The sequence below is a fragment of the Roseateles sp. P5_E4 genome (assembly GCF_054049255.1).
Genome location: NZ_JBFUMS010000003.1, coordinates 97,198 through 121,649, shown reverse-complemented (window position 1 = coordinate 121,649; position 24,452 = coordinate 97,198). Strand labels below are relative to the sequence as shown.

Below are 24,452 nucleotides of genomic sequence, written 5' to 3'. Positions count from 1 at the left end.
GGCTCCTTCAGCGGGGAACTCAGGTAGGACGTGCCCGATGTGACGTTCGCCTCGCCGGTAAAGTGGTCGCCACCACGTTTTCCCGGTTCTGCCATGTCACTGCGTAGCCTTGCGATTGCGACGATTCTTCTTGCCGCACTCGGCCTGGTCTGGCAGAAGCAGGAACAGCTGCAGGCATGGCTGGGGGCAGCGCGCGCGTCAAGCACATCGGCACCGAGCCTCGGCGAGCCGTTGGTCGCCGCCCGCCCGGCGGCCGATGCCGCTACCTCCACGTCGGCCAGGTCCCGGCCGGCAGGCTTGCGCAAATGTGTCAAAGGCCAGCAGGTTTCGTATACGAATGTCGAGTGCCCGCCCGGCCACCAGGAGCTGGCCGTGACAGCAGCGCCCGTCAACGTGCTGCCGGCCACGCCGGTCAGCAAGCCGGCCGAATCCAGCAGCGGACCGTCGTCGCTTCACAAGGCGTTGGACCTGACGCGTGACGACACGCTGAGGGAGCGGGCCATAGAACGGGCAGTCAACGGGAACCGCTGAAGTGGAGCAGCCGCCAGCTAAAGTCCCAACATGACTAGACAAGCTACCACCCCCCGTCTGGCCGGCCACAAGCTGGTCGAGGCGCTGATTGCCCAGGGCGTCGACACGGCCTTCGGCGTTCCTGGCGAGTCCTACCTCGCCGTGCTCGATGGCTTCCACGAGTACGCCGACAAGATCCGCTTCATCGCCTGCCGCCAGGAAGGCGGCGCGGCCTTCATGGCCGAGGCGCAGGGCAAACTGACCGGGCGGCCCGGCATCTGTTTCGTGACCCGGGGCCCGGGCGCCACGAACGCCAGCATCGGCCTGCACACGGCCTTCCAGGATTCGACGCCGATGATCCTCTTCATCGGCCAGGTCGCCAGCGATCAGCGCGACCGCGAGGCCTTCCAGGAGGTGGACTACCGCCAGATGTTCGGCCCCGGCACGCTGGGCATGGCGAAGTGGGTGGGCGAGGTGCACGACGCCGAGCGCCTGCCCGAGTACGTGGCACGTGCCTTTCACACCGCCATGCAGGGCCGGCCCGGCCCGGTTGTGCTGGTGTTGCCCGAGGACATGCTGACCAAACCCATCACGGCGCCCGTGCTGCCGCCCGTGCGTCCCGCCGAAGCGGCGCCGACGCCGGCCGCCCTGGCCGAGCTGTGCGAGCGCCTGGCAGCGGCCAGGAAGCCTTTCGTTATCGCCGGCGGCGGCGGCTGGACGCCTGAGTCCACCGCCGCGCTGCAGGCCTTTGCCGAGGCGTGGGGCTTGCCGGTGGGCTGCGCATTCCGCTTTCAGGACCTGTTCGACAACCGCCATCCGCTGTACGCCGGCGACGTGGGCATCGGCATCAATGCCCGGCTGGCCGCGCGCGTGAAGGAGGCCGACCTCATCCTCGCCATCGGCCCGCGCCTGGGCGAGATGACGACCGGCGGCTACACGCTGCTGCAGGCGCCAAGGCCCGCTCAAGCGCTCATCCACATCCACGCCGGTGCCGAGGAGTTGGGCCGCGTCTACACGGCCGAGCTGCTCATCAACGCGAGCATGAGCGCGGCCGCCCCGGCCCTGGCCGCGCTGACGCCGCCCGCCAACATTCCCTGGCGCGCATGGGCTGAGTCGGCCCATGCCGACTACGAGGCCAACCTCGTGCCCGTGCCGGTGGCGCCGCTGGACATGGCCGAGGTCATCCGCCTCATCGACGCCAAGCTGCCCGAGGGCACCATCTTCACCAACGGCGCCGGCAACTACAGCGGCTGGCTGCACCGCTTCCATCGCTACACGGCGCTGCACCGCGAGGGCCGCAGCCAGCTGGCACCGACCTCGGGCGCCATGGGCTATGGCGTGCCCGCCGCGGTCGCTGCCTCATTGCTGCAGCAGGACCGCTGGGTCGTCAACATCGCCGGCGACGGCGACTTCCTGATGACGGGCCAGGAACTGGCCACGGCCACCGGCTATGGCGCCAAGAAGCTGCTCGTCGTGGTCGTGGACAACGGCACCTACGGCACCATCCGCATGCACCAGGAGCGCGAGTACCCGGGCCGCGTGTCGGGCAGTGACCTCTTCAACCCCGACTTCGCCCAACTCGCCGAGGCCTTCGGCTTCGTGGCCTTCAAGGCCGAGAGCACGGAGCAGGTCGGCCCGGCATTGGATGCGGCAATAGCGGCGGGCCGGCCGGCGCTGATCCACCTGCGGCTGTCGTCCGACGTCAGCACCTCGCGCACGACGCTGACCGCGATCCGCGAAGCGGCGCTGAAGGTCGGTCACGCTTGAGCTGACATTGCACGCGGCGGTGCAAAACGGCGCGACCCAAGAAAAAACGGCGGCCCGAAGGCCGCCGTTTTGGCGTGAGCTGATGCTCTATCAGGCGCGGCGACGGCGCACCAGGCCCAGGCCCAGCAGCGAACCGGCGACGAGTGCCAGGCTGGCCGGCTCGGGCAGCTGACGCACTTGTTCCTTGGTGCCGATCGTGAAGCTGTCGAAGGCGAAGATGTCGCCGGAGCCGACGGTCGACAGGAAGCGAATCCGGTCGAATTCTTCAGAGGCGTTGGAGGCGATCAGGCCGAAGTACAGGACGCTGCCGTCAGCGACGTTCTGCGCTGCGGTGGTGACGACTTGCGAGCCGACCACGACGCCGCCCTTGGAGAGTTCCAGCGTCAGGGTGCCGCCGAAGTCGCCCAGGTCAATGCCGTAGAAGCCGAAGGCTGCCAGGGAATTGGTGAAGTCGACTTGGAAGGGGCTGCCGCCACCGGCAGACACTTCCCAGTAGCGGGTGCCACCGGGGACAGAGTAGCGGCCAGCGCCGTTGGTGTTGCCGGCGGTGTTGGTGGCGACAGAGCCAGCGCCGTTCAGCGTGGCGGTGCCGGCAGCGCCGAAGTCCAGGGCCAGCGGCGCGCCGCCAGCACGGGTTTCGAAGTTTTCCGTGCCAACGCCGACGAGGTTGCTCTTGAAGCTGGTTTCAGCAGCGCTCGAATTCGTGGGAGCGACTTGTGCGCTGGCATTGCCGTTGTTGTCGACGCCGGTGAAGACGAGGTAGGCGTTGGCGCTGCCAGCGGCCATCAGGCCTGCGGCAAGTGCCACGGAGGTAAGGAACTTGGTCATCGAGAACTCCCTTGAGGGTTGCTGAAGATGCGGAAAAAACCGCCAGACAACCTCCGCTAGCACCACCCGTGCCAAGTTACCTAAGTCATTGTTGGTACACACTAATTCCTATTCACGGGTGTGTCCGAATGAAATGACTGTCAATGTTTTCGACATAGATATTCTAGGGGGGTGGGAATAAATGATGACCTTGCGCGGGCCAGCATACGGCCACGTCGAGCAGCGCGCGCGGGAGCGCGGCGACGACAATCCCGGCATGCCTGCCATCGACCTCCCACTGCGCGGCGAGTTCATCGAACTCGACAAATTGCTCAAAGCCACCGGCCTGGCCGACAGCGGCGGCCGGGCGCGCGCGCTGATCACGGCCGGTGAGGTCAGGGTGGACGGCCAAGTCGAGTTGCGCAAGACGGCCAAGATGCGCGCCGGCCAGCTCGTTGAGTTTGGCGGCCAGCAGGTCAGGGTGATCCAGGGGCCGAGCGGCGATTGACTCGGCCGTCATGACGGTGAGGCGTTCATCGTGCGAGCGGCCGACAACGCTGCCTGCGGGTTCGCCTCGCCCCCTGAACAAATGCCCTCAGGGATTGCCCGGCGTTGACCGTCAATCCCAAAAACGAAACACTGTTCCAACTGTTCGCTGAGCCGAAACCGCAGACCGGTCACCGCCGGGTGGCCGGGGTTTCGTCAGCCGACGCAGTGCGAGGCGCCTGCTGTGCCCGCTCCCCTGTTTGACGCCCAAGCGAGCCGGTGCCGCGAGGGCCGAAGCGCCATCTCGGCCTGCCGCCGATCCCCCGTCCCCTGCCATTGCTGAAGCGCTGCGCGCCTGACCCCTGACGGGTCGGTGCCAGGCGGGCCTGCGCCTGCTTCCTTGCGAACGCTCGAGCCCAGGGGGCGGCATGCCCAACAAAGACAAAGCGCGCGCTGTACGAGCGCGCCAGGAGACATGCCATGACCCCAGTCCACCGAATCAGGGGGCTAGTGCCCCCCGTGAGCGGCAAAACGGCCGCAATCGAGGCGAAACGCGGAGCCAGGTTGGACACCTGGCGAGCAGTTTCAACGACGAGTGCGGCCGTTTTGCCGCTCACCCTTCGGGCCGAGCCGGGAAAGGGGGCAGGGCGGTGTTGCGGCTCTAGCCCAGGCTCCCAGCCTGTGCTGCAAGCCGCGCCTACCCCAGCCCCCTTTCTCGACTCGGCGGGGGGCGCTAGTCCCCTGATTCGGTGGACTCGGCCCAAGCTGGGCCTGCTGGCCTCGTCCATCTCGCTTGGCCTGTTGGCCTGCGGGGGAGGCCAGGAGAACCCCGCGAGCATCGCCTCGCCGCAGGCGAGCGAGCAGGCCTCGGCTAGCCGCCTTGATGCACCGGCAGCCAGCACTGAGACGGCAACCGCCAAGGCCCTGGCGGTGCGTGACCCGCGCCCGGTACCGCCGCCGCCCGCGCCGGTCATCGACGCCGTCAACCTGACCGACACGACCGCGCCGCTGCTCTTCGACGTCGGCACGCGCAGCTACGCGGCGCCGGTCACCATCAGCGGCCTGCACAACCCGAGCAACTATCGCGCGGCGCCCAAGCTGCCGGCCTGGCAGTTCGCCACCGTCGACCCGACCGGCGGCCAGCTGACCTTCGAGCGCGAGACGGCACCCGACACCGGCTGGCACAACCGGTCGCGCAAGGGCAGGGTGCTGGTCACCGGCGGCTCTTCGGCCGCGGCGAACCGCGTCTATACGGTGTTCAACAAGGAGCAGCTGCTGGCGGCTCTGCGCGAGGCGAAGAACGAGCCCAAGATCATCCGCATCGTCGGCCACATCGATTTCCGCTGGCGCGATGGCAACACGGTGTTCGAGGAATACACGGGCTTCCTGGACCAGAAGAACGGCGGCTCCTTCTCCATCCCGTCCAACACGACGTTGGTCGGTATCAACGACAGCAACGGCCGCCCGGCGCGCATCACCGGCACGCAACTGCTGATCGGCATCGAGGCCGCACTGGCGCCCGGCGGCGACCCCGAGGCCGATTTCAAGACCTGGGTCGCGGCGGGCAAGGACCCGGAGGCCTACCCGACCTGGACGCGCAACATCATCCTGCGCAACCTGGCCATCGACACGCCCTGGGACGTCAACCCCGAGGACAGCGACAACGCCTACATGGACGGCCTGACCGTCACGCGCGGCCAGCAGATCTGGCTCGACCACGTGACCATCAGCGACGGCGACACGCCCGACTCGCTGGCGAGCGACACGCGCCACGACGGCGCGCTGGACGTGGTGCGTGGCAGCGACTACGTGACCATTTCCAACAGCGTCTTCAGCAAGCACCACAAGAACAGCCTGATCGGCAACGGCGACTCCGGCCGCGCCTGGAGCGATGCCGGCCRCCTGCACGTGACGCTGACCGGCAACTGGTGGAACTACGCCTACAGCCGCCTGCCGCTGGTGCGTTTTGGCCAGCTGCACATGTACAACAACCTCGTCACCGGCAGCACGACGACGAGCGACAACGACATGAAGTTCGGCTCGGGCCTGGACGCGCGCTACCAGTCCGACGTCATCAACGAGAACAACTTCTACGAGTTCACCGGCCTCAAGCCCAAGGAGGTCTGCGGCAAGCTGGCCGGCGGCAAGGACGCGATCTCGATGCGCAGCAGCGGTCATCGCTTCATCAGCGACAAGGACGACCTGGGCAAGCCGATGACCGCCGTTGTCGACATCGAGCTACAGGGCTGCGAGGGCGTGCCGGTGGCGCAAAACTGGGTGCCGCCGTATGCCTACACGCTGCGCACGGCCGACGCCGCGCGCGGTGCCGTGCAGGCRGCGGCCGGTGCCGGCCGCGTGGGCCTGTTCGCCGCACAGGGCCCCGTGCCCGCGCCGCTGCCCGGTTCGCCGGCGCCCAGCCCATCCCCGACGCCCAGCCCGACGCCAAGCCCCGCACCCAGCCCATCGCCCACGCCGGCGCCAGCCCCGACACCCGCGCCCAGTCCGTCGCCCAATCCGCCGCCCTTGATTCCAGGCACGGCCTGCACCGTGACGCTGCCTTGCAGCACGGGCAGCGGCGAGCAGGCCATGAGCCCGCTGGTCACCGCCATCGTGCCCGCTGCCGCCTATGTGCAGGCCACCGGCACCTACACGCTGTCCGGCGCCGGTGCCATCAACACCGGCAGCCCCTACACCTTCAACTTCAAGTACACGGCGCTGACAGGGGACTTCACCTTCACGGCCCGCGTCGTGACGCAGGGCGGCAACGCCGACTCGGCGCGTGCCGGCGTCGTCGCGGCGGACGGCATCACGGGCAGCCCCGTCTATGCCTGGACGGCGCGCTACTCGACGACCGGCGAGATCCGTGCCGCCATCAACGGCAACAACAAGTCCAACCTGGCCGGCTTTGCAGCGTCCACGCCGCCCGTCTGGGTGCGCGTGCAGCGGCGCGGCAATGCGCTGTATTCCGCCGCGTCCACCGACGGCGTGACCTGGGCCGAGAAGACCAACGTCAACGTGACGGCCGCCAGCCTCTACGTCGGCCTGGCCCTCTCATCGGGCAGCAACAGCGCGGTCGTCACGGCCGATTTCGACAACGTCAGCATCGTCGGCGGCGGCCGCTGAAAAAAGGAGACCACAACATGCGATTCCGACTTCAACCCCTGGCCGCGCTGCTGCTCGGCCTCGCCGTGGGCGCGGCCCAGGCCGGTGCGACGAACGAGGTGGCCTATGCCTTGCTCGGCGGTGCCGCCGTCACCTTCTCCGAGCTGACCGATGGCGCTGCCATCGATGGCCTGCTGAGCAGTGGCGGCATGCAGTTCGGCGAGCGTTTCGCCGGCCAGGAGCTGGCCGTGACCAAGGCGCCGCGGCCGGGCGCAGTGGCGCAGGACTGGTTCGACGACCTCAGCATCGGCGCGCCCAGCGTGGGCCTGACGCTGCTGGCCGGCGCAGCCGGCGCCAACCTCGGCGCCTACAACTATGGTGACGCCGACGGCCTGGCCCTGTTCGGCGTCGGCCCGCAGGCCGGCGCGGCCGACGGCTTCGGCGCGATCTCGGCCCGCTTCGCCTCGCCCGTGTCGGCCCTGGGCTTGCAGCTGCGCGATGCCGACGGCGGCGCGATCACGCTGAGCCTGTATCGCAGCGACGGCAGCCTCATCCAGGCCGTTGACCTGAGCGGCCGCAGCGATGGCCGCTATGCCTTCGCACGCACGGGCGGGGCGGCCGACATCGCCGGCTTCTCGCTGACCAACCGCGACAGCTACTACGGCGTGTCGCTCGACAACCTCGTGCTCGCCGCCGCCCCCGTGCCCGAGCCGGGCTCGGCCCTGCTGGCCCTGGGCGGTTTGCTGACCCTGGCCGTCGGACGCCGGCGCGCCCGCTGATTCCAACCACGACAACACAACGGAGACCATCCATGAACAAGTCCCTGACCCTGATCGCCCTGGCCGCCGCTTCCATCGGCACCGTCCAGGCTGCGAGCACTTCGCTGACCAACACCCAATTCGCCTTCACCGGCGTGAACGGCAACACGACGGTCGGCGGCTGGTCCTTCGTCAGCTTCGTCGACATCGCCGCGGGCACGACGATCTACTTCACCGACACCAACGTGCTGCAGACGACGCCGGCCGCCGGTGTGTTCTCGACGACGGCAGAGACCTTCTGGTCCTGGACGGCCAGCGCCAAGGTGAATGCAGGTACGTCGGTGGCGCTGCTGGGCACGGGCGTCAACGGCCAGTACGCGGCCAAGTCCGGCGCGGCCGGCGGCACTGCCAACGGCTTGGTCGTCAACCTGAACGGCGGCGCGTCAAACATCTCCAGCGGCGGCGACATCCTCTACGCCTTCCAGGCCGCGTCCTATGCGACGAACTACCAGGCCTCGGCCATCACCTTCCTGGGCGCACTTTCCAACCGCGGCACCTACACCTCGTCCGACAATCCCACTGCCGCGACCGGCCTTTCCGGCATCCAACTGCGCGAGTACAAGGTCGACGCCGCGACGGCGACGCGCTACACGCAGTTCACGGCGCAGGTCACGACCAACGACGCGCCTTTCAGCTCGATGGCGCAATTGAAGTCAGCCCTGGCCGTGAACGCCAACTGGACGACCGTCGCCGGGTCCAACTCGACGCCCATCGTCGCCGACGTGCTGGCCGTCACGGCCGTGCCCGAACCCGAGAGCTACGCGTTGATGCTGGCCGGCCTGGCCGTCATGGGTGACGTGGCGCGCCGGCGCCTGCGGGGCTGATCAGCGGTAGCGTGCGAGCACCCGCTCCACGCTGCCGTCGCTGACGAGGCGGTCCAGCACTGAGGCCAGCTCGGCGAAGGGCACACCCGAGCGCGGCGAGAAGGCGCAGCGCGCGTCGAACTGATTGATGACCCAGGCGATGCGCACCGGCGCGTTCGGCTGCTCGTGCAGGAAGAACTGCAGCGAGGTTTTCTCCACGAGCGCATACCGCACCTTGCCCGCGGCCAGCCGCCGCAGGTTGGCCGCCATGCTGGGCACGTCGCTGCGCCTGAACCATTTGCCCAGCGCCTGCTCTGCCCGCGGATAGCTGTAGCCCTGCACCGTGCCCAGGGGCTGGCCGGCGACCTGCTCCAGCGTCTTGAGCGCCGGGGCGTCGGCATGGGCTGCGACGAGGCTGGCATCGGGAATGAGGCCGCGCGTCCAGCGGAAGTCGCCCTGCAGCCATTCCGGCAGCACGAAGCAGACGGCGTCGGCCTCGCCGGCCAGCAGCGCGGCGCTGACGCGCTTGCCCGCCATCGGCACAAAACTGACCGGGCGGTCCAGGCCGGCTGCAATCAGCTCGCCCAGATCCTTGACCATGCCGCCGACCAGGCGCCCGTTAGCGTCGAACTCGGCGATGGGCAGGGCGTTGTTGGTGGCCGCAACGAATCGCAGCGGGGGTGGTGAAGGCAGCGGCTGCCCCGTCGCCGTGCCCGCGAGCACGGTGGCCAGCAGCAGCGCCGCCAGCCGCCTCACGGTCTGAGCAGCTCCAGCAGCCGCTCCAGGCCGCCTGTGTTGATGGCAATGCGTGCCTGCTCGCGCACCTTGGGCTTGGCGTGATAGGCCACCGACAGGCCTGCCGCGCCCATCATGGGCAGGTCGTTGGCGCCGTCGCCAACGGCTATTGATTGGTCGGGCCGGCAGCCAACTGACTCGCAGCTCTGCAGCAGCATCAGGCGCTTTTGCTCGCCGTCGCAGATGTCGCCCCAGTCCTGCATGACGACGCGGCCGGTGAGGGCACCATCGACGATTTCCAGCTCGTTGCTGCGCACGAAGTCCATGCCCAGCTCGGCTGCGACGAAGCGGGTGAAGAAGGTGAAGCCGCCGGAGACGAGCACGAGCTTGAGCCCGGCCGCCTTCAACGCCGCGCACAGCTCGCGCGCACCGGGGTTGAACGTCAGCCGCTCGGCCAGCACGCGGTCCAGCACGGTCGCCGGCACGCCCGCGAGCAGGGCCAGGCGGCGGCGCAGGCTGTCCTTGAAGTCGGTGATCTCGCCCCGCATCGCCGCTTCGGTGATGGCGGCGACTTCGGAGCCCTTGCCGGCCAGTGCGGCGATCTCGTCGATGCACTCGATGCTGATCAGCGTCGAATCCATGTCGAAGGCGGCAAGCTTGAAATGGGACAGCGGCGGCAGCGCGGGGCCGTCGCGCAGGACGAGGCCGTCAGAAGCGGGGGAGGTCACGGAGTCAGGATAGGGCAGGCCATCAATGGGCCGCATTATCCCGATGCGCTCATGCGCGGCGCCGGGCAAGCAAAAGCGCGAGACCGCCCAACAGCAGCGCGGCGCTGGCCGGCTCGGGCACGGGCGCCGTCTGCAGGTCGAGCTGGAAGAAGGCCTGGCTCGCCAGTGGCAGGCCGCGCATGTCGATCTGCACGCTGTGAGCGGTGAAGCTCAGCCGTGACGCGTCCAGGCCGGCGATGCCATTGCTCGTCAGCTGTACGCCGGTGATGGCGGTGCCACTGCCGAACAGGGTTTCGAAGCGGAAGTGGTTGACGGCAATGTTGTCGAAGCCGCTGCCCGGGCCGGTGTAGTCATAGCGGACGCTGCTGTCGCCGAAATCCAGGGTCTGGGTCGGCGACGTCAGCACCTGGCAGACCTGGGCGGCGCCCGGGCAGCTCAGCTCGGTGCCGGCGCCGACAAGGACGCTGTCCTGGGTGTGAAAGACGGTTGTGCCGTTGTCGAAGTCATAGCGCAGGTCCACCGTCGTGCCCTCCAGGCCGGCGGCGCTGGCCAGGGTGGGCAGCAGGACTGCAGCAACAAAAGCCAGCTTCTTCATCGCGATGCTCCGGTCGGCAGGGTGGCGCAGTCTAGGCAGGGACGCGGGCGCAGGCAGCCCCTAGCTTGAGACGGTGCAGAGACGCTGGCCGCGCAGAGTCCGCCACGTCCTCAAGCCGTGGAGTTCGCTCATGTCTCGCCTCGCCTCTGTTTCTGTCGCCGGCCTCGCGCTGGCGCTCGCCACGCATGCCGCCGCCTCGGGCCTGAGCCTGCAGGTCGGTGACTTCCATGCCGCCGACTGGAGCCTGATCCAGATCACCGACGATGGTCCGGCAGACGCCAACATGGTCATCGACGCCAACCTGGGCAACCCGGGCTCGCATTGGGTGATCAGCTATGTCACGCCGAGCAGCCCCGGCCTGTCCAGCTCGATGAACCGGCTGGGCGCCTTCTATACGGCGCTGGCCTACGACCCGGCGCAGTTGGGCGCGCTGCAGAAGCTGGAATTCAGCGCCGACATCCGCGGGCTGTCCAGCAGCTTTGCCTTCGACACGCTTGGCAGCATCCGGCCGGCCCTGATGCAAAACGGCGTGACCTACACCGTCATCGGCAGCGACCTCGTGACTGGCAAGGCAATGATCAAGCCCGACTACCTGTCGCAGCAGTGGTCCTTCGTGGCCGCGGCGGCCGACTGGGTGCCACCGGTGGCCGGGTCCGCGCAGCGCCCCGACTTCAGCGCGGGCGCCCTGCCGATCTACGTGGGCTTCCGCTACACGCTTGGCACCAGTTGCAACAGCGTCAACGGCTGCACCGGCGGCAGCGCCTTCCTCAGCCTGGACAACTTCTCCGCCACGCTGACGCCGGTGCCCGAACCCTCGGCATGGCTGATGTTGGCGGCCGGCATCGGCTTGCTGGTATTGCGCCGCCGCCGCGCTTGACCGCGGGAAGCGCCACGGCACACTGCGCGCCATGCTCAAGCTGCTGGGAGCGCCGGCCTGGCAGGCCGATGCCGCTGAAAGTCTGCCTCTGCCCGCCACACTGCCGGGCTGCCTGCTGATCCATCTGGCCTGCCTGGGCCACTGGGTGGAGCGTGGCCAGCTTGCGGCGCTGTTCTGGCCGGATGCCGAGCGCGAACAGGCCCGGCACCATCTGCGCATCAACTTGCACCGGCTGCGCCAGCTGCTGGCCGGGTTCGGCCAGGCCGATGCCTTGGTGGCCGAGCGGCAGCGCGTCTGTCTCCAGCTGCCGCACGACCTGGCCTTGCTGGAGATGGCCTGCGCCGAGGCCGACGGCGCCGAGCTGCTGGCCCGTCCGGCCATGGCCTGGCTGCAGGGTTTCAGGTTTGCCGGCTTCGACGAGTTCTGGCGCTGGGCCGACGACCATGGCGCGCTGCTGCAACGCCGCTGGGACGAAGCCGCTCGGCGCGCTTTGCAACGCGCCGGCACCGCAGCCTGGCAGGCGCCGCTGCGTGTGCTGCTGGAGCGGGGCGGGGCGCCGCCGACCGAAACCGATCAGGCGCTGTGCGGCCGCGCTGAATGGCTGGGCCAGATCCGCCGCGAGGCCGCGCCGGCGCTGGTGCTGCTGGGCGAGGCCGGCGTGGGCAAGACCAGCGTGCTGAAGGCGGCCTTCCCCGGCGCCCCCGTGCTGCAAGGCCGCGAGGGGCTGGCGGAGATGCCTTACCGGCCCGTCGTCGAACTGCTGCTGCCGCGCCTGGACACGTTGCGGGCGCTGCTGCGCCAGCCCGAGCGCGGCCTGGCCGCCTACCGGTTGGACCTGGCGCGGCTGCTGCCCGAGCTGGCCATCGACGAGCCCTTGCCGCCGCTGGACGCCTTGAGTGCCCGTGCCCGGCTGCTGGAGGGCCTGGCGCGCGTGCTGGAGGCGCTGGGGCCGCTGTTGCTGGTCGATGACCTGCAATGGGTGGACGCGGCCAGCCTGGAGCTGCTGGCCCTGCTGAGCCACCGCGGCCGGCTGCGCTGGCGCGGCGCCGCGCGGAGCGAGGAACTGCCGGCCGAGCACCGCGACTGGCTGGCCCGGCAGCAGGACGTTCGTTGCCTGGCGCTGCCGGGGCTGGCGCTGGAGGCTGTGCAGCAGCTGCTGAACCGCGCTGGCCAGAGCGCCGCCGACGCTCCCGCGCTGCTCGCGGCCAGCCACGGCAATGCCTTTGTGCTGGGTGAGCTGCTGCGGGCCCGGGCCGACGGCGCGCCCGTGTCCCCGCGCGTGCACGAGTTGCTGCTGCGGCGCTGGCAGGCCCTGAGCCCGGCAGCGCATGGCCTTGTCGGCGCAGCCGCCGTGCTGGCCCGGCCGCTGCCGTTGGCGGTGCTGGGCAGCGTGGCCGCGGTGCCCGATGCCGAATTGCTGCCCGCGGCCCGGTCGGCACTGCAGGCCGCGCTGCTGCGCGAAGAGCCCGACGGCGCCCTGCAATGCCGGCATGACCTGGTGCGCGAAGCGGTTCTCGTGGTGCTGCCGGCCTTCGAGGCGCAGGCGCTGCGACAACGGGCCGCATTGGCGCTGGGCGCGCGCGCGGAAGGCGCCGCCGAGCCCTTGGCCGTGGCCGCGCTGTGGCAGGGCGCCGGTGAGGCGCAGACGGCGCTGGCCTGGCTGCACCGCGGCGCGGCCCAGCAGAAGCTGCGCGGCCGCTACGACGAGGCCCAGGCGCTGTGGCAGCGCGTTGCCGCCGAGTCGCGCGAGCCGGCGCTGGCGCTGCAAGCCCGGCTCAGTCTGGCCGAATGTGCGCTGCTGCATGACCTGCCTGCCGGTCGCCAAGCGCTGCAGCAGGTGCTGGAGCTGGCCGGCGCCGTGGCCGACCCGGCGCAGCGCGAGCAGATCCAGGGGCAGGCGTTGGCCGGCCTGGTGGACAACGCCGTGTTCTCGGGCGACCTGGCGCATGCCGCCACGCTGGCCGAGCGCCTGCGGCCGCTGTTGCCGCGGCTGCCGCTGGCCGAGCGCTGCAATGCCTGTGAGGTGTTGATCGAGCTGGCCATGCGCGAGCCCGACATCCCGGCCGCCTGGGCGCTGCTGGGCCAGCTGCGCCAACTCGCACCGGCGCGGCCCTCGCTGCTGAGCTACGAAGGCCAGATCCACTGGTTCGGTGGCCAGGTGCGGGCCGCGCGCGATGCCTTCGAGCTGCTGCTGGAGCGCCATCCCGACTACTGTCGGGGCCTGACCATCGAGAGCGACCTGGGCGTGATGCTGCAGGCGCTGGGCGAGCTGGATCGCGCCGAACAGATGGCGCGGCGCAGCCTGCTGAGCTGGCAGGGCGTGGCGCATACCGAGACCTTGTCGCTGCTGATGCTGGGCCTCACGCTGACCAGCGCCGGCCGCTACGGCGAGGCGCGCGGCGTGCTGGACCGCGCGCTGGAGCTGGGCCGCTCGCAAGGTTCGGCCCTGTTCGAGGCCGAGGCGCTGACGCGGCGCGCGCGGTTGTACTGGCAGAGCGGCTGCCTCGATCTTGCTGAAGCCGACTTGGGCTTGGCCGAGCCCTTGCTGGCGAGCAGCCGCGACCCGCTGCGCGTGTCACACCTCGCCTGGCTGCGCGGCCTGCTGCGCGAGGCCCGCGGCCTGCCGCACGACCCCACTCTGGCCGAACGCTTGCGTGCGCTGCTGCCACGCAGCCAGCATCCGCTTGTGCATATCCGCCTGGCACGGCTGGAACTGCTGGCCGGCGATGCGGCTGCTGCCGCCCGCCAGGTGGCCGTCGCACGCGACGCCGGCCTGCTGGAGCCGCTGGCCGAGGGGCTGCTGCTGCAGGCCGAGGGGTTGCCGGCGCGCGACGCGCGGCCCTTGCTGCTGGAGGCGGTGGAGCTGGCGCAGCGCCAGGGCTTCGCCGAGCTGCTGAGCCGCGCCGATGCGGCGCTGCGCGGGCTGGCGCCGGTTCAAGGACGCTAGGGCTATTCGGTCTTGATTGGCTGGCCCAGCAGTCGCAGCACCTCGCGCACGGCCTGGGCGCGGTCCTGCGGGCTGGAGAGCTGCTTCTCGACACGCAGCTTCTCGTTACCCACCAGCTTGATGTTGCGGTTCTTCTGCACCAGCTCGATGACGCGCATCGGGTCGATGGGTGGGTTGGGGCGGAAGTTGATGTTGATCAGCGCCGGCGCCGCGTCGATCTTGCTGACGCCATAGGGCTTGGCCAGCACGCGCAATCGGTGGGTGTCGAAGAGGGTCTGGCCCTGCGTGGGCAGCTTGCCGAAGCGGTCGGTGATTTCCTCCAGCATGGCGTCGATCTGCTCGTTCTTCTCGGCCGTGGCCAGGCGCTTGTAGAGCGACAGCCGCACCTGCACGTCGCCGCAGTAGGCATCGGGCAGCAGGGCCGGGGCGTGCAGGTTGATCTCGGTGGTGGCGGCAAACGGCGACAGCAGGTCGGGCTCGCGGCCGGCCTTGAGGGACCGCACGGCTTCGCTGAGCATGTCGTTGTAGAGCTGGAAGCCCACCTCCATCATGTTGCCGCTCTGATGCTCGCCCAGCATCTCGCCGGCGCCGCGGATTTCAAGGTCGTGCATGGCGAGGTAGAAGCCCGAGCCCAGTTCCTCCATGGCCTGGATGGCGTCCAGCCGCTGCAGGGCTTGCTTGGTCAGGCCCTGCATGTCCGGCACCATCAGGTAGGCATAGGCCTGGTGGTGGGACCGCCCGACGCGGCCGCGCAGCTGGTGCAGCTGGGCCAGGCCGAACTTGTCGGCACGGGCAATGATGATGGTGTTGGCGCTCGGCACGTCGATGCCGGTCTCGATGATGGTCGAGCAGAGCAACAGGTTGTGCTTGCCGGCCACGAACTCGCGCATGACGCGCTCCAGCTCGCGCTCGGGCATCTGGCCGTGGGCGATGACGATGCGCGCCTCGGGCACCAGCTCTTCGAGCTTCTGGCGCCGGTTCTCGATGGTCTCGACCTCGTTGTGCAGGAAATAGACCTGGCCGCCGCGCTTCAACTCGCGCAGCACCGCCTCGCGGATGGTGCCGCTGCTTTCGGCGCGCACAAAGGTCTTGATGGCCAGGCGGCGCTGCGGCGCGGTGGCAATGACGCTGAGGTCGCGCAGGCCTTCCAAGGCCATGCCGAGCGTGCGAGGAATCGGCGTGGCCGTCAGCGTCAGCACGTCGACCTCGGCGCGCATGGCCTTCATCGCCTCCTTGTGGCGCACGCCGAAGCGGTGTTCCTCGTCGATGACGAGCAGGCCGAGGCGGTTGAACTTGACCTCGGCGGACAGCAGCTTGTGCGTGCCGACGACGATGTCCAGCGTCCCGTCGGCGATGCCCTCCATGGCGGCCTTGATCTCCTTGGCCGAGCGGAAGCGGCTCATCTCCGCCACCTTGACCGGCCAGGCGCCAAAGCGGTCGACGATGTTCTGGTAATGCTGCTCGGCCAGCAGCGTGGTGGGCGCCAGGATGGCGACCTGCTTGCCGCCCATCACCGCGACGAAGGCCGCGCGCAGCGCCACCTCGGTCTTGCCAAAGCCCACGTCGCCGCAGACCAGGCGGTCCATGGGCTTGGGGCTGATCATGTCCTGGATGACGGCGTGGATGGCGGCGCGCTGGTCGGGCGTTTCCTCGAAGCCGAAGGACGCGGCGAAGGCTTCGTAGTCGTGGCCCGAGTAGCGGAAGGCGTGGCCCTCGCGAGCAGCGCGGCGGGCGTAGAGGTTGAGCAGCTCGGCGGCGGTGTCGCGCACCTGCTCGGCGGCCTTGCGCTTGGCCTTCTCCCATTGGCCCGAGCCCAGCTTGTGCAGCGGTGCTTCCTCGGCGCTCACGCCGGTGTAGCGGCCGATCAGGTGCAGCTGGGCCACCGGCACATACAGCGTCGCCTTGTCGGCGTACTCCAGGTGCAGGAACTCCGAACTGCCGTCGCCCACGTCGATGTTGACCAGGCCCTGGTAGCGGCCGATGCCGTGGTTGATGTGCACGACCGGGTCGCCCACCTTCAGCTCGGACAGGTCCTTGATCAGCGCATTGACGTCGCTGACCTGCTCCTGCTTGCGCCGCCGCCGGGTCGTCGGCATCGTCGCGAACAGTTCCGTCTCAGTGAAAAGCTGAACGGGTTGCTGCGCGTCGTTCCAAAAGAATCCCGTCGCCAGCGGCGCGGCGGTTATTGCGTATTTCTCGTCGCCGGCCAGGAACTCGGCCAGGTCCTTGACCGACGGCGGTTCGATCTTGCTGTCGCGCAGCTGCTCCAGCAGGCTCTCGCGGCGGCCTTCGCTCTCGGCCAGCAGCAGCACGCGGTGCGGCGTCGCCTTCAGGTGGGCGGCCAGGCGGGCCAGCGGTTCCTGCACGCCGCGCTCGACGCTGATGTCGGGCAGAGGCCGGGCGAAGTCCACTGGCTCGCCGCCGCGCACCGACAGCACCGCGTGCGGCTTGGTCAGGCCGAAGAAGTCCTCGGCCGTCAGGAAGATCTCTTGCGGCGGCAGCAGCGGCCGCTCGGGGTCGTGCTGCAGGAAACGGTGGCGCTCCTTGGTGTCGGTCCAGAAGCGCTGGATGGCTTCATCCACCTCGCCGTGCAGGGCCAGGCCGGCCTCGCCGCCCAGGTAGTCGAAGACCGTGGCCGTCTGGTCGAAGAACAGTGGCAGGTAGTACTCGATGCCACCTGAGGCGATCCCCTCGCCGATGTCGCGGTAGATGCGCGCTTTGCTCGGGTCGCCGTCCATCTTCTCGCGCCAGCGTTCGCGGAACTTCTTGCGCGCCACCTCGTCCATCGGGAACTCGCGCCCGGGCAGCAGGCGCACCTCGGGCACGGGGTAGAGGCTGCGCTGGCTGTCGGGGTCGAAGGTGCGGATGGAATCGACCTCGTCGCCGAACAGATCGACGCGATAGGGCACGGCAGAGCCCATGGGGAACAAGTCGATGAGGCCGCCGCGCACGGCGTACTCGCCCGGCTGCACGACCTGGCTGACGTGGGTGTAGCCGGCCAGCGTGAGCTGGGAGCGCAGCGAGGCCTCGTCCAGGCGCTGCTTCTGCTTGAAGTTGAAGGTGGTGCCGGCCAGGAAGCTGGGCGGCGCGAGGCGCGTCAGCGCGGTCGACGCGGGCATCAGCACCACGTCGATGCTTTTCGTTTTTTTGCTTTGCAGCAGCTCCCACAGCGTGGCCAGGCGCTCGGAGATCAGGTCCTGGTGGGGGCTGAAGCTGTCGTAGGGCAGGGTTTCCCAGTCGGGGAAGACAGCGACCTTGAGCTCGGGCGCGAAGAACTTCAGCTCGTCTTCCAGGCGCTGCGTGTCGCCCGGCTCGGCCGTGAAGATGGCGGCCATGCGCCCGGCGTCGCGCTGCTGCTGCACGAAGCGCGCGAGCAGCAGGGCGTCGGCTGAGCCGACGGGGCGAGGGTGGGTGAACTTCTTGCCCGGCGCAATGGCCGGCAGCGATGGCAGCGTCATGGAGCTCTACAAACGACAACAGCCCCGAAGCGGGGCAGGGGCCTGTTGACACCACGGCGATGGGCCGCGTTGTGACCAGAAAGGCCGCGAGCAAGGCGCAAACCGCAGCCGGGTCGGTCATCCGGCGAGGATTTGCAACGCCGCGCGCGGCCTTTCTGGCCACAACCCTCCGGGAAGGCCAGCTGCCAGGACCACTCTGCGTTGCAGCGCTTGCCCGCACATGAGTGCGGCCGGCGCGCTGCGCCTTGATTGGCCCTGGCGGCTGGCCTTCGCGGCCCATTGCCGTGGTGTTAACAGGCCCGCGATTCTAGGGAAGCCATGCCCTTTGGCTGTCAGCAGGTCTATAGCTAGCATCGCGCCACCTCGAAACTGGAGACCTCATGCGTCGTCGCCTTGCCCTGAGCCTGCTTGTCGCAAGCCTGCCCACCTGGGCCGCTCCCACCGAGAGCGAACGCTTCCACCAATGGCTGGATGCCCAGTGGGAACTGACGCTGCAGCGCCAGCCCATCCTCGCCACGTCCCTCGGCGACCCGCGCTACAACGACCGCCTCATCGACACCACGACCGCGGCCTACCGCGTCCAGGCCAAGCGCGAGTTGCAGGAGCAATTGAAGGCCCTGACCGGTTTCAGCAAGGCCAAACTGGAACCCAGGGACCGCGTCTCCTACAGCATCCTCAAGCTCGACCTGGAGCAGAACCTGGCTGGCGAGCGCTTCCCGGACTGGATGCAGCCCATCAGCCAGATCGGTGGCCTGCCCAGCTTCCTGGCGCAGATGGGCACGGGCCAATCCATCCAGCCCTTCAGGACGACCAAGGACTACGACGACTGGCTCAAGCGCCTGGCTCTGGCGGTGCCCCTGTTCGACGGCAGCATTGCCAATATGCGCGACGGCCTCAAGGCCGGCGTGACCCAGCCGCGCGCGGTCATGGAAAAGGTGCTGCCGCAGCTGACGGCCCTGGCCGTGACCGACCCCGAGAAGAGCTTGTTCTGGGGGCCGATCAAGAACTTCCCCGAGGCTGTGCCCGCCGCCGACCGCGAGCGCATTGCGGCCGAGATGCGCAAGTTGCTGTCGACGGGCGTGTTGCCCGCCTATGCCCGCCTGCTGGCCTTTGTGCGCGACGAGTACATGCCCAAGGCGCGCAAGAGCACGGGCTGGTCGGCCCTGCCCGACGGCAAGGCCTGGTATGCCCACCGTGTGCAGCAGTCCACCACGCTGAAGCTGACACCCGACCAGATCCATGCCATTGGCTTGAAGGAGGTCGCGCGCATCCTCGGCGAGATGGAGGGCGTGCGGAAGGAGGTCGGCTTCCAGGGCGACCTGAAAGGTTTTTTCAAGTACCTGCAGGACGACCCCAGGTTCTACTTCAGCAAGGCGGAGGACCTGCTCAATGGCTACCGCGACCTGCAGAAGAAGATCAACGGCCTGACGCCCAAGCTCTTCGACATCCAACCCAAGGCCGACTACGAGGTCAAGGAAGTCGAGGCCTTCCGCGCCGAGAGCGCCGCCGGCGCTTCCTACCAGAACGGCACGACCGACGGCTCGCGGCCGGGCGTGTTCTACGTCAACACCTTCAACCTGAAGGCCCAGCCCATCTTCGGCATGGAGACCCTGTCCCTGCACGAAGCCTCGCCCGGCCACCATTTCCAGATCTCCATCGCGCAGGAAGACGCGACGCTGCCGGCCTTCCGCCGCTTCGGCAGCAACTACACGGCTTATGTGGAAGGCTGGGCGCTGTATTCGGAGAGCTTGGGCAAGGAGCTGGGCCTCTTCACCGACCCCTATCAGTGGTACGGCCGTCTGTCGGACGAGCAGCTGCGCGCCATGCGCCTGGTGGTGGACACGGGCCTGCATGCCAAGGGCTGGACGAGGGAGCGGGCCATTCGGTTCATGCTCGACAACTCCTCCATGGCCGAGAGCGACGTCGTCTCCGAAGTCGAGCGCTACATCGTCTGGCCCGGCCAGGCGCTGGGCTACAAGATCGGCCAGCTGGAGATCACCAAGCTGCGTGCCGAGGCGACACAGGCGCTCGGGCCGAAGTTCGACGTCAAGGGCTTCCATCGCGTCGTGCTGACCGCCGGCCAGGTGCCGCTGCCGGTGCTGCGCGAGTTGGTCATGGAGTGGGTCGCCAAGCAGCGCTGAACGCGGCGGCGGATCTCCGCCAGCGGCGGCTGCGCGGCGTCATGCTCGGCGGAAATCCGCCGAAGTGACGGGGGCGTGCATCGCGCGCCACCCTGGCGCACGGCCACGCACGGTCTTGGCACGCAAGCTGCTCATCCTGGGGCACACAACCCAGGAGACAAGCCCCATGTCAGCGATCTATCCCCCGGCTTCGGCCGCTGTGGCGGCGGTGCCCGACCGCATCGAGTTCAGCCGCCTGAAGGCCATCCTCGTCGGCTCCCTCGGCAACCTCGTCGAGTGGTACGACTTCTACTGCTACGCGGCCTTCTCGCTCTACTTCTCGTCGTCCTTCTTCCCATCATCCGATCCGGTGGCCCAGTCGATGTCGACGGCGGCCATCTTCGCGTTGGGCTTCTTCATCCGGCCCGTCGGCGGCCTGCTGTTCGGCTACATCGGCGACCGCCACGGCCGGCGCCTGGCGCTGATGGCCTCGGTGCTGCTGATGTGCGGCGGCTCGCTGCTGATCGCCTGCTCGCCCACCTACGCGGCCGTCGGCGTCTGGGCACCAGCCATGCTGCTGTTCGCGCGCCTGCTGCAGGGCCTGAGCCTGGGTGGCGAGTACGGCTCCAGCGCCACCTATCTGTCGGAGATGGCGACGTCCAAGCACCGCGGCTTCTATGCCAGCTTCCAGTACGTGACGCTGATCGGTGGCCAGCTGACGGCGCTCGTCGTGCTGCTGGTGCTGCAGAACTTCGTGCTCGACGCCGCCCAGCTCAAGGCCTGGGGCTGGCGCATCCCCTTCTTCATCGGCGCGCTGCTGGCCATCGTGGCGCTGGTCATGCGGTCCGACCTGCCCGAGACCCAGGCCTTCCAGGCTGAGAAGAAGCGCAACAAGGACCGCATGGGTGGCTTCAAGCTGCTGCTGCAGCACCCGCGCGAATGCCTCATCGTCATCGGCCTGACCATGGGCGGCACGCTGGCCTTCTACGTCTACACGACCTATATGCAGAAGTTCCTGAAGCTGTCGGTGGGCCTGACGGACGCGCAGACCACGGCCGTGTCCGCCGCCAGCCTGGTGTTCGCGGCCCTGCTGCAGCCAATCTACGGCGCGCTGTCGGACCGCATCGGCCGCAAGCCGCTGCTGCTGGGCTTTGCGGTGCTGGGCACGATCTTCACGGTGCCGCTGCTGACGGCGCTGCGCCATGCCCAGGGGCCGTGGGAAGCCTTTGGGCTGATTGCCTGCGCCTGGCTCATCGTCAGCGGCTACACCTCCATCAACGCGGTCGTGAAGGCCGAGCTCTTCCCCGCTTCCATCCGCGCCACCGGTGTCGGCGTGCCCTATGCCATCGCCGTGTCGGTCTTCGGCGGCACCGCCGAGTACATCGCGCTGTGGTTCAAGCAGCAGGGCATGGAGAGCGGCTTCTATTGGTACGCTACCGCGGTGATCGCCTGCTCGCTGCTCGTCTACCTGTTGATGCGTGACACGCGCCAACACTCAAGGATCGATGCCGAAGCTGCCCACCACTGATGCAAACAAGCCGCCCCGCTGGCGACGCAGCCTCGGGCTGTTGTTGCTGGTGGTGCTGGGCGGCGCAGCGGTCGCGTACGCGGCCTGGCGGCTGTCGCTGGACCTGGCGCTGGCGCAGACCCGTGACGACGCGCAGCGCCATCTGCGCTTTGTCGCGCACGAGCTGACCGGCGCGCTGGACAAGTACGAGGTCGTGCCGCAGGTGCTGGCGCGCCATCCGGCGCTGGCCGGGTTGCTGGCCGTGCCGTCATCCCAGGCACGCGCGGCGGAAGTCAACGTGTTGCTCGAAGGCGTTGCGCAAGACGCCTCCGCAGCGGCCATCTTCCTGATCGACGCGCAGGGCCTGACGCTGGCCGCCAGCAACTGGCGTGAGCCGCAGACCTTTGTCGGCCAGAACTACGCCTACCGGCCTTACTTCCGCGACGCGATGGCGCAGGGCGGCGGCCACTTCTATGCGCGCGGCTCGACGACCGGCACGCCGGGCTACTTCATCGCCCACCGGCTCTCCGGTGCGGTGGCGGGCGTCGTCGTGCTCAAGGTGTCCCTCGACGAGATGGAAGCCAACTGGGCCCGCAGCGCCGGCGAGCTGATGCTGGCCGACGCGCGCGGCGTGGTTTTCCTGGCCAGCCGGCCGGAATGGAAGTACCGCACGCTGCAGCCGCTGTCGGACGCGGCACGCGCCGAGTTGCACGACACGCAGCAATACGGCGACCTGCCGCTGCCTGCGCTGGGGCGCGAGCCCTCACGCGCGGCGACCGAACTGCGCATCGAGCGCATCGCCACGGCGGCTGCCAAGCTGCGCGCCCTCGTTACCGAGCAGCCGGTCCAGGGCCGCGGCTGGGCGCTGCTGTCTTTCACCGAGATCCGCGGTGCGGAGCAGATCGCCGCCGGCCGTGCCTGGGCTGCCGCCTTGGGCTGGGTATCGCTGTTGCTGACCTTGGCCTACCTGCAGCTGCGCCGCCGCCGCGCCCGTGAGCGCCTGGCCGCCCAGGGCGCACTGCGTGCCGCCTACGACAGCCTGGAGACGCGCATCGCCGAGCGCACACGCGAGCTGCAGGCGCGCGTGGACGAACTTCATCGCACCGAGCTGACGCTGCGCGCCACGCAGGACGACCTCGTGCAGGCCGGCAAGCTCGCCGTGCTGGGCCAGATGGCCGCCAGCATCACGCACGAGATCAATCAGCCGTTGGCGGCGCTGCGGGCGCTGAACGACAACGCCCGCGTGTTTCTCGAACGCGGCATGCAGGCCGATGCTGAGACCAATCTGCAGTCCATTGACAGCTTGACCCAGCGCATCGCCGCCATCGTCGGCCAGCTCAAGGGCTTTGCCCGCCGCGACGAGTTGCGCGTACAGCCGGTGGTGGTGGCGGAAGCCTTTCAGGCCGCGGTGGCCCTGGTCAGCGCTGAAGCGCGCCGCCAGCGCGTCAGGCTCGATTGCCTGCCCGTGCCCGAAGGCCTGGCCGTGCTGGGCCAGCAGGTGCGCATCGAACAGGTGCTCGTCAACCTGCTGCGCAACGGCATCGACGCCAGCGCTGAGAAGGGCGGCGGCACGGTGACGCTGCAGGCCGAGGTCGATGCCGGTCAGGCGCTGCTGCGCGTGAGCGACGACGGCCCCGGGCTGAGCGACGATGTGCAGGCGCGTCTCTTCGAGCCTTTCTTCACGACCAAGCGCCGCGGTGACGGCCTGGGGCTGGGGCTGTCCATCTCGGCTTCCATCGCCAACGCGCTGGGTGGCTCGCTGCAGGGCGGCAATCGACCCGAGGGTGGGGCGCAGTTCATCCTCAGGCTGCCCATCACACAATCGCCGCATGGCCGCGCCTGAACCTACCGATGTGCTGCTCGTCGAAGACGACGAGCAAGTGCGCCTGGCCACGGCCCAGAGCCTGCGCCTGGCCGACCTGCGGTGTCACGGCGTGGAGTCCGCCGAGGCGGCGCGCGCCTGGCTGCAGCCGGGCTTTGCTGGCATCGTCGTCTGCGATGTGCAACTGCCCGGCGACAGCGGCCTGGCGCTGCTGCATGCGCTGCGCGCCCGGGACCCCGAGCTGCCCGTCATCCTCGTGACCGGCCACGGCGACATCGGCATGGCCGTGGAAGCGATGCGCGATGGCGCCTGGGACTTCATCGAGAAGCCGTTCTCGGCCGAGCACCTCGTCGAGGTCGTGCGCCGCGCGCTGGCTCAGCGCCGCCTGGTGCTGGAAAACCGGCGGCTGAAGGCCCAGCTTGCGGGCGGACCCGCCGACGGCTTGCTGGGCGCGAGTGCCGCGATGGAGCAACTGCGCACGTTGATCGCCACCCTCGGTCCGGCACGCGTGGATGTGCTCATCCACGGCGAGACCGGTGCCGGCAAGGAGGTCGTCGCCCGCGCCCTGCACGCGGCCAGTGGCGCGACCGGTCCCTTCGTCGCCATCAACTGCGGCGCCCTGCCCGAGAGTGTGTTCGAGTCCGAGATCTTTGGCGCCGAGGCCGGGGCCTACACGGGTGCGGCCAAGCGCCGCATCGGCAAGCTGGAGTTTGCTGGCGACGGCACCGTCTTCCTCGACGAGATCGAGTCCATGCCCATGCCCCTGCAGGTCAAGATGCTGCGCGTGCTGCAGGAGCGCAGCGTGGAGCGGCTGGGCGCCAACACGGCCGTGCCGCTGGCCTGCCGTGTTGTCGCGGCGACCAAGGTGGACCTGCTGGAGCTGGCCAGGGAAGGGCGCTTCCGCGAGGACCTGTTCTACCGCCTGGACGTGGCCAGCATCGCGCTGCCGCCGCTGCGCCAGCGCCGCGAGGACATCCCGCTGCTGCTGAGCCATTTCTGCGCCCAGGCTGGCGAACGCCTGCAGCGCCCGGTGCCGGCCTGGAGCGCCGCCCAACTCGCCGCTTGGGCAGCGCGCGACTGGCCGGGCAATGTGCGCGAGCTGCGCAACTTTGCCGAGCGCTGGGTGCTGGGCCTGGTCAGCGAAGCCACGCCGCCCAGTTTGCCGACGCCCAGCGAGCCCGCCGTCCTGCCGCAGGCGCCGCTGGACGAGGCGCTGGCTGCCGTCGAGCGGCAGTGGATCGTGCAGGCCTTGCAGGAGAGCGGCGGCAATATTGCCAAGGCCGGCGATCGCCTGGGCCTGGCGCGCAAGACACTGCACGACCGCATCCGCCGCCTGGGCCTGGACGCCGACGCCTATCGCTCCGGCTGAG

17 protein-coding genes are annotated in these 24,452 nt (G+C 69.2%); 12 read left to right on the top strand and 5 right to left on the bottom strand.

What is annotated here, in order from left to right:
• Positions 1-39 precede the first annotated feature (39 nt).
• Complete coding sequence (locus ACXJLH_RS07595) at positions 40-531, top strand: hypothetical protein (RefSeq protein ID WP_457443287.1); 492 nt, start codon at positions 40-42, stop codon at positions 529-531.
• Positions 532-561: 30 nt separating this feature from the next.
• Positions 562-2,277, top strand: a complete 1,716-nt coding sequence (locus ACXJLH_RS07590) for a thiamine pyrophosphate-binding protein (protein WP_457443285.1) — start codon at positions 562-564, stop codon at positions 2,275-2,277.
• Between the two features lie 90 nt (positions 2,278-2,367).
• Here ACXJLH_RS07590 and ACXJLH_RS07585 read toward each other — a convergent pair whose 3' ends face one another.
• Positions 2,368-3,105: a PEP-CTERM sorting domain-containing protein gene (locus ACXJLH_RS07585; protein ID WP_056197986.1), complete on the bottom strand. Its 738-nt coding sequence runs from the start codon at positions 3,103-3,105 to the stop codon at positions 2,368-2,370.
• Between the two features lie 256 nt (positions 3,106-3,361).
• Here ACXJLH_RS07585 and ACXJLH_RS07580 point away from each other — a divergent pair, with 256 nt between their 5' ends.
• From ACXJLH_RS07580 to ACXJLH_RS07565, 4 genes are all read left to right on the top strand, one after another.
• Positions 3,362-3,592, top strand: coding sequence for an RNA-binding S4 domain-containing protein (locus ACXJLH_RS07580; RefSeq protein ID WP_457322893.1), 231 nt, complete (start codon positions 3,362-3,364; stop codon positions 3,590-3,592).
• Positions 3,593-4,500: 908 nt separating this feature from the next.
• Positions 4,501-6,693 carry a pectate lyase family protein gene (locus ACXJLH_RS07575; protein WP_457443283.1) on the top strand — a complete coding sequence of 731 codons (2,193 nt, stop codon included), beginning with the start codon at positions 4,501-4,503 and terminating at the stop codon, positions 6,691-6,693.
• A 17-nt stretch (positions 6,694-6,710) separates the two neighbouring features.
• Positions 6,711-7,451 (top strand): hypothetical protein, encoded by a 741-nt coding sequence (locus ACXJLH_RS07570; protein WP_457443281.1) that lies wholly within the window; start codon positions 6,711-6,713, stop codon positions 7,449-7,451.
• Between the two features lie 32 nt (positions 7,452-7,483).
• Positions 7,484-8,314, top strand: a complete 831-nt coding sequence (locus ACXJLH_RS07565) for a PEP-CTERM sorting domain-containing protein (RefSeq protein WP_457443279.1) — start codon at positions 7,484-7,486, stop codon at positions 8,312-8,314.
• Here the strand turns inward: ACXJLH_RS07565 and ACXJLH_RS07560 are convergent, their stop codons facing one another.
• From ACXJLH_RS07560 to ACXJLH_RS07550, 3 genes are read right to left on the bottom strand one after another with little or no spacing between them, the layout of a single operon-like run.
• Positions 8,315-9,049, bottom strand: coding sequence for a substrate-binding periplasmic protein (locus tag ACXJLH_RS07560; protein ID WP_457323678.1), 735 nt, complete (start codon positions 9,047-9,049; stop codon positions 8,315-8,317).
• The gene (serB, locus tag ACXJLH_RS07555) at positions 9,046-9,792 is read right to left on the bottom strand and encodes a phosphoserine phosphatase SerB (protein WP_056197976.1); all 747 of its coding nucleotides are present in this window, start codon (positions 9,790-9,792) and stop codon (positions 9,046-9,048) included. Before serB ends, ACXJLH_RS07560 begins: the two co-directional genes overlap by 4 nt.
• A gap of 13 nt (positions 9,793-9,805) precedes the next feature.
• A complete protein-coding gene (locus tag ACXJLH_RS07550; RefSeq protein ID WP_457392436.1) occupies positions 9,806-10,351 on the bottom strand; it encodes a PEP-CTERM sorting domain-containing protein in 546 nt (181 codons plus the stop codon).
• Between the two features lie 130 nt (positions 10,352-10,481).
• Between ACXJLH_RS07550 and ACXJLH_RS07545 the strand changes: the two genes are divergently transcribed.
• Both ACXJLH_RS07545 and ACXJLH_RS07540 read left to right on the top strand, forming a co-directional pair.
• Positions 10,482-11,228 (top strand): PEP-CTERM sorting domain-containing protein, encoded by a 747-nt coding sequence (locus ACXJLH_RS07545; RefSeq protein WP_457323681.1) that lies wholly within the window; start codon positions 10,482-10,484, stop codon positions 11,226-11,228.
• A 31-nt stretch (positions 11,229-11,259) separates the two neighbouring features.
• On the top strand, positions 11,260-14,175 hold the full coding sequence (locus ACXJLH_RS07540; protein WP_457443277.1) for an AAA family ATPase: 2,916 nt from the start codon (positions 11,260-11,262) through the stop codon (positions 14,173-14,175).
• Positions 14,176-14,177: 2 nt separating this feature from the next.
• Here the strand turns inward: ACXJLH_RS07540 and mfd are convergent, their stop codons facing one another.
• Complete coding sequence (mfd, locus tag ACXJLH_RS07535) at positions 14,178-17,633, bottom strand: transcription-repair coupling factor (RefSeq protein ID WP_457443276.1); 3,456 nt, start codon at positions 17,631-17,633, stop codon at positions 14,178-14,180.
• 380 nt (positions 17,634-18,013) lie between these two features.
• Here mfd and ACXJLH_RS07530 point away from each other — a divergent pair, with 380 nt between their 5' ends.
• The 4 genes from ACXJLH_RS07530 to ACXJLH_RS07515 all read left to right on the top strand — a co-directional run bounded on the left by ACXJLH_RS07530 (position 18,014) and on the right by ACXJLH_RS07515 (position 24,451).
• Positions 18,014-19,774 (top strand): DUF885 domain-containing protein, encoded by a 1,761-nt coding sequence (locus ACXJLH_RS07530; RefSeq protein ID WP_457323693.1) that lies wholly within the window; start codon positions 18,014-18,016, stop codon positions 19,772-19,774.
• 166 nt (positions 19,775-19,940) lie between these two features.
• On the top strand, positions 19,941-21,281 hold the full coding sequence (locus tag ACXJLH_RS07525; protein ID WP_457443274.1) for an MFS transporter: 1,341 nt from the start codon (positions 19,941-19,943) through the stop codon (positions 21,279-21,281).
• The gene (locus ACXJLH_RS07520; RefSeq protein WP_457443273.1) at positions 21,259-23,103 is read left to right on the top strand and encodes an ATP-binding protein; all 1,845 of its coding nucleotides are present in this window, start codon (positions 21,259-21,261) and stop codon (positions 23,101-23,103) included. The genes ACXJLH_RS07525 and ACXJLH_RS07520 overlap by 23 nt, the downstream gene beginning before the upstream one ends.
• Entirely contained in the window at positions 23,090-24,451 is a 1,362-nt protein-coding gene (locus tag ACXJLH_RS07515) for a sigma-54-dependent transcriptional regulator (RefSeq protein ID WP_457443271.1), read from the top strand. Before ACXJLH_RS07520 ends, ACXJLH_RS07515 begins: the two co-directional genes overlap by 14 nt.
• Position 24,452 lies beyond the last annotated feature (1 nt).